The 12823-nt window shown below is 68.8% G+C and carries 9 protein-coding genes; 5 read left to right on the top strand and 4 right to left on the bottom strand.

Annotated elements, in window-relative coordinates:
* Positions 1 to 22 precede the first annotated feature (22 nt).
* Together ACIQBL_RS15580 and ACIQBL_RS15575 are read right to left on the bottom strand one after the other, a co-directional pair.
* Positions 23 to 883, bottom strand: a complete 861-nt coding sequence (locus tag ACIQBL_RS15580) for a phosphatase PAP2 family protein (RefSeq protein WP_401941476.1) — start codon at positions 881 to 883, stop codon at positions 23 to 25.
* Between the two features lie 131 nt (positions 884 to 1014).
* Positions 1015 to 2049: a LacI family DNA-binding transcriptional regulator gene (locus ACIQBL_RS15575; protein WP_401941473.1), complete on the bottom strand. Its 1035-nt coding sequence runs from the start codon at positions 2047 to 2049 to the stop codon at positions 1015 to 1017.
* A gap of 385 nt (positions 2050 to 2434) precedes the next feature.
* Between ACIQBL_RS15575 and ACIQBL_RS15570 the strand changes: the two genes are divergently transcribed.
* The 5 genes from ACIQBL_RS15570 to ACIQBL_RS15550 all read left to right on the top strand — a co-directional run bounded on the left by ACIQBL_RS15570 (position 2435) and on the right by ACIQBL_RS15550 (position 9079).
* Positions 2435 to 3709, top strand: a complete 1275-nt coding sequence (locus tag ACIQBL_RS15570; protein ID WP_401941470.1) for an extracellular solute-binding protein — start codon at positions 2435 to 2437, stop codon at positions 3707 to 3709.
* Between the two features lie 108 nt (positions 3710 to 3817).
* The gene (locus ACIQBL_RS15565) at positions 3818 to 4822 is read left to right on the top strand and encodes a carbohydrate ABC transporter permease (protein ID WP_401941467.1); all 1005 of its coding nucleotides are present in this window, start codon (positions 3818 to 3820) and stop codon (positions 4820 to 4822) included.
* A 13-nt stretch (positions 4823 to 4835) separates the two neighbouring features.
* Positions 4836 to 5708, top strand: a complete 873-nt coding sequence (locus tag ACIQBL_RS15560) for a sugar ABC transporter permease (RefSeq protein WP_401941464.1) — start codon at positions 4836 to 4838, stop codon at positions 5706 to 5708.
* A gap of 174 nt (positions 5709 to 5882) precedes the next feature.
* The gene (locus ACIQBL_RS15555) at positions 5883 to 7562 is read left to right on the top strand and encodes a glycoside hydrolase family 13 protein (RefSeq protein WP_401942514.1); all 1680 of its coding nucleotides are present in this window, start codon (positions 5883 to 5885) and stop codon (positions 7560 to 7562) included.
* Between the two features lie 140 nt (positions 7563 to 7702).
* The gene (locus ACIQBL_RS15550; RefSeq protein WP_401941461.1) at positions 7703 to 9079 is read left to right on the top strand and encodes an alpha-amylase family protein; all 1377 of its coding nucleotides are present in this window, start codon (positions 7703 to 7705) and stop codon (positions 9077 to 9079) included.
* Between the two features lie 3 nt (positions 9080 to 9082).
* Here the strand turns inward: ACIQBL_RS15550 and ACIQBL_RS15545 are convergent, their stop codons facing one another.
* Positions 9083 to 9745, bottom strand: coding sequence for a DUF4232 domain-containing protein (locus ACIQBL_RS15545; protein WP_401941459.1), 663 nt, complete (start codon positions 9743 to 9745; stop codon positions 9083 to 9085).
* Between the two features lie 34 nt (positions 9746 to 9779).
* Positions 9780 to 12743 carry an SdrD B-like domain-containing protein gene (locus ACIQBL_RS15540; protein ID WP_401941456.1) on the bottom strand — a complete coding sequence of 988 codons (2964 nt, stop codon included), beginning with the start codon at positions 12741 to 12743 and terminating at the stop codon, positions 9780 to 9782.
* Positions 12744 to 12823 lie beyond the last annotated feature (80 nt).

The raw sequence follows: 12823 nt of genomic DNA, 5'->3' as shown, positions 1-12823 counted from the left end.
CCGAAGGGGCATCGGCCGGGGGTCAGGCCCTGGTGGGCAGCCAGGATCCGCTCGTCCCCCGTACCGCCACCGTTCTCGGCAGGGCGTACGGGAACGTGCCGTACCAGAGGCGGGCCACGGTGAAGCCGAAGGCCAGGCAGAGCATGCCGCCCACCGCGTCGAGCCAGAAGTGGTTGGCGGTGGCGACGATGACCGTCAGGGTCAGGGCCGGGTAGAGGAGGCCCAGGACGCGGACCCAGGGGAGTTTCGCCAGGGCGAAGATCGTCAGGCCGCACCACAGGGACCAGCCGATGTGCATGGACGGCATCGCGGCGTACTGGTTCGACACGTGCTTCAGGTCGCCGGACGCCATCGAACCCCAGGTCTCGTGGACCATGACCGTGTCGACGAAGTGGCTGCCGTTCATGAGGCGCGGCGGGGCGAGGGGGAACAGATAGTAACCGACCAGGGCCACCGCCGTGGTCGCGAAGAGGACGAGGCGCGTCGCCGCGTAGCGGCCCGGATGGCTACGGTACAGCCACACGAGGACACCCAGCGTCACCACGAAGTGCAGTGTCGCGTAGTAGTAGTTCATGCCGACGATCAGCCAAGTCACCGAGTTGACCGCGTGGTTGACGGACTGCTCCACGGCGATCCCGAGATCGTTCTCGACGCGCCAGATCCAGTCGGCGTTGCGCAGCGCCTCGGCCTTCTGTTCCGGAACCGCGTTGCGGATGAGTGAGTACGTCCAGTAACTCACCGCGATCAGCAGGATCTCGAACCACAACCGTGGGCGGCGCGGGGTACGCAGCCGACGCAGAAAGCCCGGCCCCGCGGCGTCCGCGACGGGGCTCGGAACGGCTTCTTCGCGGCCTTCCAATGTCGTCACGGTGGTCTCACCCATAGACACGAAGTCTGCCAGAAAAGGCTTCCGCGACCGATCATCCCCTGGTCGGGTCCGGCTCGCATGTTCTACGACGAGAAGAGTCCCCCGGCTACTACCAGCGCACTGGACGCGATCATGTTTCCTCCCCCTTAGGGACGATTCCGGTCCCCAGGGGCCGAAGCCGTCGAACCGCGCACCACCAGCTCCGGCATGAACACGAACTCACTGTGCGGCGCGGGCGTCCCGCCGATCTCCTCCAGCAACGTCCGCACCGCCGCCTGCCCCATCGCCGGCACCGGCTTGCGGATCGTGGTCAGCGGCGGGTCGGTGAACGCGATCAGCGGGGAGTCGTCGAAACCCACCACCGAGACGTCCCGGGGCACCTCGAGACCCCGCTGCCGGGCCGCCCGTATCGCGCCGAGCGCCATCATGTCGCTCGCGCACACGATCGCCGTACAGTCACGGTCGATCAGCGCGGCGGCGGCGGCCTGCCCGCCCTCCAGGGTGTACAGCGAGTGCTGGACGAGCCGGGTCTCCACATCCTGCGCGGTCAGCGCCAGTTGGTCCTGCATCGCGCGGACGAAGCCCTCGATCTTGCGTTGTACGGGTACGAACCGCTTGGGGCCCAGCGCCAGGCCGATGCGGGTGTGGCCGAGCGAGACGAGATGGGTGACGGCGAGGGTCATCGCCGCCCGGTCGTCCGGGGAGATGAACGGCGCCTGCACCTTCGGCGAGAAGCCGTCCACGAGCACGAACGGCACGCCCTGCGCCCGCAGTTGCTCGTAGCGCTGCATGTCCGCGGAGGTGTCCGCGTGCAGCCCGGAGACGAAGATGATGCCCGCGACCCCGCGGTCGACGAGCATCTCGGTCAGCTCGTCCTCCGTCGACCCGCCCGGGGTCTGGGTGGCGAGCACCGGCGTGTAGCCCTGCCGCGTCAGCGCCTGCCCTATGACCTGCGCCAGGGCGGGGAATATGGGGTTCTCCAGCTCCGGCGTGATGAGACCGACCAGGCCCTCGCTGCGCTGCCGCAGCCGCACCGGACGCTCGTAGCCGAGCACGTCGAGCGCGGCGAGGACGGACTGGCGGGTGGTGGCGGCGACGCCGGGCTTGCCGTTGAGGACGCGGCTGACGGTCGCTTCGCTCACTCCCGCCTGCGCGGCGATGTCGGCAAGCCGTGTGGTCACGGGAGTGGACTGTACCGGCCGTCGGCGCGCTGCGGGTTGCTGCGTCATCGCGATCCCTCGTGTTCTGGTCGGCGTACGGCATGCGGCAAGAGCTTGCAGAGTCTTGCACAAGTGTCCCATTACCCGCTCAGCCGCATCAACTACGGGTTTCGCGGGGGTCAGGAGGAGGTCACGGGTGGGTAACTCTCCGCCGTTCTTGCAGTTTTTTGCAGCAAGGACTTTCGCAACGGTTGCATCACTGTTACGTTCGGCGACGCCCGGCGGCCTCCCCCACGCTCGTATCCATTCGAGCGGGGGGACCCCACCGGCGCAGTCGGCAAGGCGCAGAGGCGGCGGACGGGCCCGCACCCTGCACCACACGGGCTTTCACCCTCAAGGAGAACTCATGCGGCGTGGCATAGCGGCCACCGCGCTGGTGGCGTCCCTCGCCCTCGCGGCGACGGCCTGCGGCGGCAGTGACAGTGGCAGCGGCAAGTCGGACGGGCCGGTCACCATCACCTGGTGGGACACCTCCAACGCCACCAATGAGGCACCGACGTACAAGGCACTCGTCTCCACGTTCGAGGCGGCCAACAAGAACATCAAGGTCAAGTACGTCAACGTGCCCTTCGACCAGGCGCAGAACAAGTTCGACACCGCCGCCGGCTCCAAGGGCGCCCCGGACGTGCTGCGTTCGGAGGTCGGCTGGACCCCCGCCTTCGCGAAGAAGGGCTACTTCCTGCCGCTCGACGGCACCGAAGCACTCGCGGACCAGGCCAAGTTCAAGCCGAACCTGATCACGCAGGCCCAGTACGAGGGCAAGACGTACGGCGTGCCGCTGGTCACCGACACCCTCGCGCTCGTCTACAACAAGGCGATCTTCGCGAAGGCCGGCATCACCCAACCGCCCACCACCTGGGACGAGTTGAAGGCCGACGCCTTCAAGATCGACGCCAAGGAGAAGGTGTACGGCTACTGGGGCTCCACCCAGGCCTACTACGCGCAGACCTTCCTCTACGGCGAGGGCACCGACACCGTCGACGCCGCCGCCAAGAAGATCACCGTGGACTCCGCCGCCGCGAAGAAGGCCTACGGCACCTGGCTGAGCCTCTTCACCGGCCAGGGCCTGCACGACGCCGACACCACCGCCGACGCCTACGCCCACATCCAGGACGCGTTCGTCAACGGCCAGGTCGCCGCGATCATCCAGGGACCCTGGGAGATCACGAACTTCTACAAGGGCTCGGCCTTCAAGGACAAGTCCAACCTCGGCATCGCCCAGATCCCGGCCGGCTCCACCGGCAAGTCCGGCGCCCCGACCGGCGGTCACAACCTCTCGGTCTACGCCGGCTCGGACTCCGCGCACCAGCAGGCGGCCCTGAAGTTCGTCAACTTCATGACGTCGGCCGCCTCCCAGACACAGATCGCCCTGAAGAACTCGACGCTGCCGACCCGCGACGACGCCTACACCGCCGCCGTCAAGGCCGACCCGGGCATCGCCGGCTTCCAGAGCGTCCTCGGCGCCGCCCAGCCGCGCCCGGCGCTCGCCGAGTACAGCTCGCTGTGGGGTCCGCTGGACACCGAACTGCCCAAGATCGCCGGTGGCAAGGAGTCCCTCGACAAGGGCCTGAGCAACGCCGAACTCGCGATCCAGAAGCTGGTCCCGGACTTCAGCAAGTAGCCCGAGTGGCCGCCGGATCCGCGAAGAGCAGCCCGGGGGACGGATCCGGCGGCCATCGGCCTGCGCACAGGCCCAACTCCTGAACTTCCAGAAGGTGTCGAACGAACCATGACAGTCGCCATCGACCGCGCGACCGGCAGGCGCCACGGTGACCGCGCACCCCGGCCCGGACCTGGCCAACGCCTCAAGTACGGCTACCAGAAGCACTGGTACGCGTACGCGATGATCATCCCCGTGGTCGTCGTGCTCGGCGTCCTCGTGCTCTACCCCCTGGCGTACGGCCTCTACCTGACGCTCACCGACGCCAACAGCCTCAACACCGCGCGCACGATCGGCGTCAACCACATCGACGCCACCTACAAGTTCATCGGGCTCGACAACTACAAGGACATCCTGTTCGGCCCGACGTCGTACGACCGCTTCTGGTCGCACTTCATCTGGACGATCGTCTGGACCGCGCTCTGCGTCGCCCTCCACTACACGGTCGGACTCGCGCTCGCCCTGCTGCTCAACCAGAAGCTGCGCGCCCGCACCTTCTACCGGCTGATCCTCATCCTGCCGTGGGCCGTCCCGACCTTCGTCACGGTCTTCGGCTGGCGCTTCATGCTCGCCGACGGCGGCATCATCAACACCGCGCTGCACAGCCTCCATCTGCCCCAACCGAACTGGCTGGAGAGCACGTTCTGGCAGCGGTTCGCCGCCATCATGGTCAACACCTGGTGCGGTGTGCCCTTCATGATGGTCTCGCTGCTCGGCGGCCTCCAGTCCATCGACACCTCGCTCTACGAGGCCGCCGAGATGGACGGCGCGAGCCCCTGGCAGCGCTTCCGCTACGTCACCCTGCCGGGCCTGAGGTCGGTCAGCTCCACCGTCGTACTCCTCGGCATCATCTGGACGTTCAACCAGTTCGCCGTCATCTTCCTGCTGTTCGGCAACACCGCCCCCGACGCCCAGATCCTCGTCACCTGGTCGTACTTCCTCGGCTTCGGCCAACAGCCGCGCGACTTCGCCCAGTCGGCCGCCTACGGCATCCTGCTGCTGGCCATCCTGATCGTCTTCACCTCCTTCTACCGCCGCTGGCTGAACCGCAACGACCAACAGCTCGCGATCTGAGACAGGAGCCCCCATGAGCAGCACGACCGACACCCCGCCCCAACGGGCGCGCCGCCGGGGCGAGTTGAGCCGCGCGGGCGCTCTCACCTCGCACGGCATCCTGATCGTCGCGAGCCTGATCGCCCTCTTCCCGATCGCCTGGCTGGTCTTCCTCTCGCTGGGCCCGGACTCGGACGACTACCTCCACCCGGCCGGCATCTGGAAGAAGATGACGTTCGGCAACTACTCGTTCGTCCTCCAACACACCGAGTTCTTCGACTGGTTGAAGAGTTCGCTGATCGTCTCGCTCGGCACCACGGTCATCGGCGTGACCATCGCGGCGACCACCGGCTACGCCGTCTCGCGCATGCGCTTCCCCGGCTACCGGAAGTTCATGTGGGTGCTGCTGGTCACCCAGATGTTCCCGATAGCGGTACTCATCGTGCCGATGTACCAGATCCTGGCCGACCTCCAGCTCATCGACAGCTACCTTGGTCTCATCCTCGTCTACTGCTCCACCGCGGTGCCCTACTGCGCCTGGCTGCTGAAGGGTTACTTCGACACGATCCCGTTCGAGATCGACGAGGCCGGACGCGTCGACGGGCTGAACCCCTTCGGCACGTTCGCGCGACTGATCCTGCCGCTCGCCAAGCCGGGCCTGGCGGTCGCCGCGTTCTACAGCTTCCTCACGGCCTTCGGCGAGGTCGCGTTCGCCTCGACGTTCATGCTGTCCGACACGAAGTACACGTTCGCGGTCGGCCTCCAGACCTTCGTCAGCGAACACGACGCGCAACGCAACCTGATGGCCGCGACGGCGGTACTGATCGCGATACCCGTGGCCGCGTTCTTCTATCTGGTACAGAAGAACTTGGTAAGCGGCCTGACGGCAGGCGGTACCAAGGGCTAGAAACCCCGGTTCCTGGAGCGCCCCTTTAGGGGCGCGGGGAACGGCGCGACCAGCCCCCACTCAGCCGCACCCAAGACTCGAGGCGGCCGTGACGTCCATCCGACCCCGCTGACATCACGGCCGCCTCGTCACCAACTCCCCATGACCAGAACCCCGTTACGCACCAAGGACGCCATGACCCACCAGCACTCCGCCATCGCCCCGGCACCGAACCCCGCCGCAGCCAAGCGCCGCGACTGGTGGAGGGACGCGGTGATCTACCAGGTCTATCCACGGAGCTTCGCCGACAGCAACGGCGACGGCATGGGCGACCTGGAAGGCGTACGCGCCCGACTCCCGTACCTGCGAGACCTCGGCATCGACGCCGTCTGGCTCAGCCCGTTCTACGCCTCCCCGCAGGCGGACGCGGGCTACGACGTCGCCGACTACCGTGCCGTGGACCCCATGTTCGGCAACCTGCTCGACGCCGACGCGCTGATCCGCGACGCCCACGGACTCGGCCTGCGCATCATCGTCGACCTCGTCCCGAACCACTCCTCGGACCAACACGAGTGGTTCAAGCGGGCGTTGAGGGAAGGCCCCGGCTCACCGCTGCGGGAGCGCTACCACTTCCGCCCCGGCAAGGGCGAGCACGGCGAACTCCCGCCCAACGACTGGGAGTCCATCTTCGGCGGCCCGGCGTGGACGCGGGTCACCGAACCGGACGGCTCGGCGGGGGAGTGGTACCTGCACCTCTTCGCACCCGAGCAGCCCGACTTCAACTGGGAACACCCGGCGGTCGGCGACGAGTTCCGCTCGATCCTCCGCTTCTGGCTCGACATCGGCGTGGACGGTTTCCGCATCGACGTGGCCCACGGCCTCGTCAAGGCGGAGGGTCTGCCCGACCTCGGCTCGCACGACCAGCTCAAGCTCCTGGGCAACGATGTCATGCCGTTCTTCGACCAGGACGGCGTGCACGACGTGTACCGCCAGTGGCGCACGGTCCTCGACGAGTACGCCGGTGAGCGCATCTTCGTCGCCGAGGCATGGACGCCGACCGTCGAGCGCACCGCGAACTACGTCCGCCCGGACGAACTCCACCAGGCCTTCAACTTCCAGTACCTGTCGACCGATTGGGACGCCGGGGAACTCCGCACGGTCATCGACCGGACGCTGGAGGCCATGCGTCCCGTCGGCGCCCCCGCCACCTGGGTCCTCTCCAACCACGACGTCACCCGGCACGCCACCCGCTTCGCCAACCCGCCCGGCCTCGGCACCCAGATCCGCACGGCGGGCGACCGGGAACTGGGCCTGCGCCGGGCCCGCGCGGCATCACTGCTGATGCTGGCGCTGCCCGGCTCGGCGTACATCTACCAGGGCGAGGAACTCGGCCTGCCCGACGTCGTGGACCTCCCGGACGAAGTCCGCCAGGACCCCGCGTACTTCAGGGGCGCCGGCCAGGACGGCTTCCGCGACGGGTGCCGGGTGCCGATCCCATGGACCCGCGAGGGATCGTCGTACGGCTTCGGGGACGGCGGGAGTTGGCTGCCGCAGCCGGACGCCTGGGGCGAGTTGAGCATCGAGGCGCAGACGGGGACGGCCGGCTCGACGCTTGAGCTGTACCGCGCCGCGCTCGCCGCCCGCCGCACCCAGCCCGACCTCGGCGCGGGCGACTCGGTGGAGTGGCTGCGGGCGCCCGAGGGCGTACTCGCCTTCCGGCGGGGGGAGTTCGTGTGTGTCGCCAACACGAGCGGGGAGTCCGTGACGACTTCGGCCCACGGCCGTCTCCTGCTCGCCAGCGGTGAGGTGACCGAGGCGGACGGCGAGGCGAAGCTGCCCGCCGACACGACGGTCTGGTGGACCACCACGCCGTAACCACCCCTCCGCCACGCGAAGTTCTTGCATCAACTTCACACGGCCCGCTGCCCTTTTGGGCGGCGGGCCTTTAACATCTGGCCACCGCAAGGTTTCCATCATGTTTCAGCAAGAACCTTCAATGGAGAAGGAACCCCCACATGGCCAGCAGCAGATCACTTGCAGGAGCCGTCGCCCTCGCCGCCGCGACGGCCGTCCTGGTGCCCGGCACCGCACACGCCTCCCCACCCGGCACCAAGGACGTCACCGCGGTCCTCTTCGAGTGGAACTTCGCCTCGGTCGCCAAGGAGTGCACCAACACCCTCGGCCCCGCCGGTTACGGCTACGTCCAGGTCTCCCCGCCCGCCGAGCACATACAGGGCTCTCAGTGGTGGACGTCGTACCAGCCGGTGAGTTACAAGATCGCCGGGCGGCTCGGCGACGCGACCGCCTTCAAGAACATGATCAGCACCTGCCACGCGGCGGGCGTGAAGGTCGTCGTCGACACGGTCATCAACCACATGTCGGCGGGCAGCGGCACCGGCACCGGCGGCTCGTCGTACACGAAGTACAACTACCCCGGCCTGTACTCCTCGTACGACATGGACGACTGCACGTCGCTGGTCAGCGACTACACCAACCGCGCCAACGTCCAGAACTGCGAACTCGTCGGCCTGGCCGACCTGGACACCGGCGAGGAGTACGTCCGCGCCACCATCGCCGGCTACATGAACACCCTCCTCGGCTACGGCGCCGACGGCTTCCGCATCGACGCGGCCAAGCACATCCCGGCGACCGACCTCGCGAACATCAAGACGCGCCTGACGAACCCCTCCGTGTACTGGAAGCAGGAGGTCATCTACGGCGCCGGCGAGGCCGTCCAGCCCACCGAGTACACCGGCAACGGCGACGTCCAGGAGTTCCGCTACGCCTACGACCTCAAGCGCGTCTTCAACAACGAGAACCTCGCCTACCTGAAGAACTACGGTGAAGGCTGGGGGTACTTGAGCAGCTCGGTCGCCGGAGTCTTCGTCGACAACCACGACACCGAGCGCAACGGCAGCACGTTGAACTACAAGGACGGCGCCAACTACACGCTGGCCAACGTCTTCATGCTCGCCTACCCCTACGGCGCCCCGGACATCAACTCCGGCTACGAATGGTCGGACACGGACGCCGGACCGCCCAACAACGGTGCGGTGACCGCCTGTTGGCAGGACGGCTGGAAGTGCCAGCACGCCTGGCCGGAGATCAAGTCCATGGTCGCCTTCCGCAACGCGACGAGCGGCCAGTCCCTCACCAACTGGTGGGACGACGGCAACGACGCGATCGGCTTCGGGCGCGGCAGCAAGGGCTATGTGGCCATCAACCACGAGTCGTACTCGCTGACCCAGACCTACCAGACGTCACTGGCCGCGGGCACGTACTGCAACGTCCAGAACAACACGACGGTGACGGTGAACTCCGCCGGGCAGTTCACCGCCACCTTGGGCTCCAACACGGCGCTCGCGATCTACACGGGCAAGTCGGCCTGCTGACCGTCAGGGAGCAACGCTGATGTGCCTGGCCAGCGCGGTGACGGACAGGTCGCCGTGGTCGACCCACTGGGGGAAGGCCAGCGTCTTGTGCTGGGTGGCGCCGGGCGGGGTGATCTCCAGGTAGGAGGCGTGGACCGCGCCCGAGGTGCCGGTGTTGGCGTGGGTCCAGGCGACGACGGCCTCGGCGCTCTGTCCGTCCTTCAGAGCGAGGGTCTTCTTGCCGGGGTCGTGCGCGTACCAGGTGTTGCCCCAGTGCGTGTGGGTCGTGAGCTTCTTGTGCGCGGAGTTCTCCAGCCCCAGGCCGGGGTAGCCGCGCAGCGCACACGTCCTGCCGCTGAGGTTGCGCAGCGTGATGACGACACCCTGGTGGTTCATGCCACCGGCGAGCTGCCGGCCGAAGGTCGCCTTGAGGGCGGAGGCGGAGCAGGTCGGGGTCGCGGCGCCGGTCGCGGGGGGGGGGGGGGGCGCCCCCCCCCCCCCCCCCCCCCCCCCCCCCCCCGGCCCCCCCACCCCCCCCCCCCCCCCCCCGCCGCCCCCCCCCCCCCCCCCCCCCCCGCCCCCCCCCCCCCGCCCCCCTAGTGCTCGCCCCCCTCCTCCCCCCCCCCCCCCCCCCCGGGGGGGCGCCCCCCCCCCCCCCCCCCCCGGGGGGGGCCCCCCGCCCGACATTCACCCTCGCGGAGCTGTCACTCCCGCGGGGCGGTCAGCACTTGCCCTTGCACGGCTCCCCCCGCTTGTTGGCGATCCGCACGACCAGCCCGTCGCCCTCGACCCCGTTCTTCAGGGTGAGGTGGTACGGCCCGGTGACCGGGTCCCTCGGCAGGACGTAACCCTCGGGGACGTCCTTCTCCACGAGGTAGTACGTGCCGATCGCCAGGTGGTCGAAGGAGCACTTGCCGTTCTGGCCGGAGACGCAGTCGTCCACCAGGGTGTCCCTCGTGCCGCCGCCGCGCTGCAGACCGGGCGTCCCGTTGGAGTCGCGCCACAGCTGGAACACCGCGCCGTGCAGCGGCCGGTGGGTCTTCTCGTCGGTCTTGAGGACCGTCAGCTCCAGTTCCCGGACCAGCCCCGCGTCGAGGGTCAGGTCCTGCCGGTGCCCCGGACCGAGGGTGACGGCCGGGGAGCACCCGGTCGCCGGGTCGACGACGGAGTCGTCACCGACCCTGCCCGCGTCCTGCCTGGTCCACAGATATCCGCCGGGCCTGACGAAGCACACCTTGTAGGTGCCGTCGGCGAGCTTGTCGAAGAGGTACTTGCCGTGGGTGTCCGTGGTCGTGGTGCCGATGACCTTGTTCGTCGACGGGTCGACCAGGTGGACGGTGATGCCGGGTGCCGGCTTCTCGTCCTTGTCCTGGATGCCGTCGCCGTTCTCGTCGTACCAGACGTAGTCGCCCAGCTTGTTGACCGGGCCCACGATGCCCGCGTCCACGGCGTGGTCGACGTAGCCGGGGTCGCCGACGGCCACGGTGGTCCGGCCCGCCGGGTCGACGTCCGAGTCGATCGCGGTGTCCGAACCGGCCCTCCGGACCGTCCACTTGAGCTGGGCGAGGGTCGGGGAGCCGGGCAGGGCCGACGGGTTGATGTGGCTGTAGTCGAAGGCGGCGGTGTACGAGGTGTCGGGCTTGAGGCCTTCCTTCGTACCGATGTAGTACTCGCCGTTGGCGTCGGTGGTGGCCGTCAGCGTCTTGCCGCCCGCGTCGGTCAGGGTGACCACGACACCGGCGACCGGCGGCTCGGACGGGTCCTGGATGCCGTCGCCGTCGGAGTCGTACCAGACCCGGTTGCCGATCTGGACGGGCGCCTGGTCACAGACCAGTTCCAGGTCGGCGAGGCCGTTGGCCTTGCCGAACAGGTTGGCGCGGGTGGCGGCCGTGTTGTCCCACGTGCTCTGGATCAGAAGGTCGCCCGCCGTGACGCCGGTCTCGGAGCCCCAGCGGCGCGCGCCCTGCTGATACGCGTCGTACGGGTCGTAGGCCGTGCTCCACAGCTTCTTGCGGTAGGGCTGCAGGACCGTGCCGCCCTCGGTGATCTGGTCGTGCTGGGCGTCCGACAGGACCGTGAGGTCGTCGTAGAACTCGCCGTTGCCCGGGCCCAGCTTGTTGCCGGGCAGTGCGCCGGTGAGCGAACCGCAGACGGCGTTGTTCTCCAGCGTGCGACTCGTGCCGGACCCGCACACGCGCAGGACGTCGCCCGCGGCGATACCGGTGAGGAGGGTGCTGCCGTCGGCGGCGCCGTGGGCGTAGGTCGCGGTGCCCTGCATGTCGCCGAAGCGGTCGCGGAAGCCCAGGACCAGGTCGCCGTTGTCGGCGATCTCGATGTTGGCCAGGATCGGCTGCGGCGCGCTGATGAAGGAGTGCGACTCACGGCTGGGCACCCGCTCGTTCCAGGCCTCCCACCGGGCGCTCATCACCTGGCCGACCGTGGTGGCGTCGGTGCAGCGGTAGGCGGTGGCCGGGGTGCCCGTGAAGCGGTAGGCGCAGCCACGCGGGTAGTTCATCGCCGTGCTGAACAGTTCGGCGAACGACCCGCTCCCGAACTCGTAGACGTGTGAGGTGACTTGGGCCGGGTCACCCCACGGAACGGTCATGGTCGTGGTCGTCTCCGCGCCGCACACCCCGCCGACGAGCACCCGCTTGCCGCGCACGCCGATGCCGTAGGGGTGCCATTCGCCGACGCAGGACGACGGCCTCGGGATGGCGTACGACGTCTGGGTGCCTGCGGTGACGGAGTCGCCGGTGCCCTGGATGGGCACGGAGTACAGCCTGGCGTTGTTGAGGTCGACGGCGTAGAGCGTCTTCCCGTCGCCGGAGACGTCGACGTCGCCGATTCCCTCGCGGCCGACCTTGCCGTAGACCGCGTCGTCGTGCAGCCAGTTGCCGGTGGCGTCGTGCGCGGTGAGCGTGCCCGGCAGGGTGGCGAAGGTGGTCACCGTCTTGCTGGTGTCGTTGTAGCGGTAGATCGCGTTGACCGCGCCCGCGGGCCCGTAGGCGGCGTGCCGCTTGACCAGCGTGCCCATGTACTTGTTGCCGGTGCGGTCGGCCCCGATGCCGAAGACCGCCTGCTGCTGGGTGTTGCCGGTCAGCTGGGTGACCGTGCCGCCGGGGGACGTGTTGGAGAAGTTCCCGGCGAAGGACACCAGGCCCTTGTAGCCCGTCGCGTCGCCCTTGGCGAGGTTGCAGGTGACGAGGGTGGGGTTCTCCTGGCAGTACACGCCGGGCTCCCAGAACCCGGTGGTGTACGTGGCGCCCTTGCCGCCGGTGACGTCGACGAAGCCGACGTTGCCGCGGATGACGTCGGCGCCGGTGCCGAGGCCCGCGACGGCCTCGGACAGGGTGCCGGGGGCGGGGTTGGCGACCTGGACGCGGTACTTGCCGCCGGTGAGGGCGGAGGACGCCGGGGTGAGGACGGCGGTGCCGTCGTCACCGGTCGTGGCGGTCAGGACGGCGCCCGCGTCGTCCGTGAGCGTGACCTTGGCTCCGGCCAGGCCGGGTTCCAGGACGCTGTCGTACTTGCCGTCGGCGTTCACCTCGGTGACGACCCGCACGGTCACCTTGCCGTCACCGCTTCCGGCGGCCCGCACGACGGCGGCGGACGCGAGCCCGCTCGCTCCGCCGGCCGACGTGCCCGCCGCCACCAGGGCCAGGCTGAGCACGCCCAGCCCGGTCACTCTCCAGTCCGTGTGCAGCACTCTTTCCTCGTCTCGTACGACCGGCCCCCACCGATACATGTATAGAAGAGGTAAAGATG

It is taken from the genome of Streptomyces sp. NPDC088350 (assembly GCF_044753545.1).
Lineage (GTDB): Bacteria > Actinomycetota > Actinomycetes > Streptomycetales > Streptomycetaceae > Streptomyces.
Note: the sequence above shows the minus strand (reverse complement) of the source record. Positions and strands in the feature narration are given on the sequence as shown.

What these genes read in the sequence shown, in the direction of transcription:
- ACIQBL_RS15545 (WP_401941459.1), bottom strand. Translation starts at nt 9,745, where the DNA reads ATGTCGGGCGGGGGGCCCCCCCCGGGGGGGGGGGGGGGGGGGGCGCCC.
- ACIQBL_RS15555 (WP_401942514.1), top strand. Translation starts at nt 5,883, where the DNA reads ATGACCCACCAGCACTCCGCCATCGCCCCGGCACCGAACCCCGCCGCA.
- ACIQBL_RS15560 (WP_401941464.1), top strand. Translation starts at nt 4,836, where the DNA reads ATGAGCAGCACGACCGACACCCCGCCCCAACGGGCGCGCCGCCGGGGC.
- ACIQBL_RS15580 (WP_401941476.1), bottom strand. Translation starts at nt 883, where the DNA reads ATGGGTGAGACCACCGTGACGACATTGGAAGGCCGCGAAGAAGCCGTT.
- ACIQBL_RS15570 (WP_401941470.1), top strand. Translation starts at nt 2,435, where the DNA reads ATGCGGCGTGGCATAGCGGCCACCGCGCTGGTGGCGTCCCTCGCCCTC.
- ACIQBL_RS15565 (WP_401941467.1), top strand. Translation starts at nt 3,818, where the DNA reads ATGACAGTCGCCATCGACCGCGCGACCGGCAGGCGCCACGGTGACCGC.
- ACIQBL_RS15550 (WP_401941461.1), top strand. Translation starts at nt 7,703, where the DNA reads ATGGCCAGCAGCAGATCACTTGCAGGAGCCGTCGCCCTCGCCGCCGCG.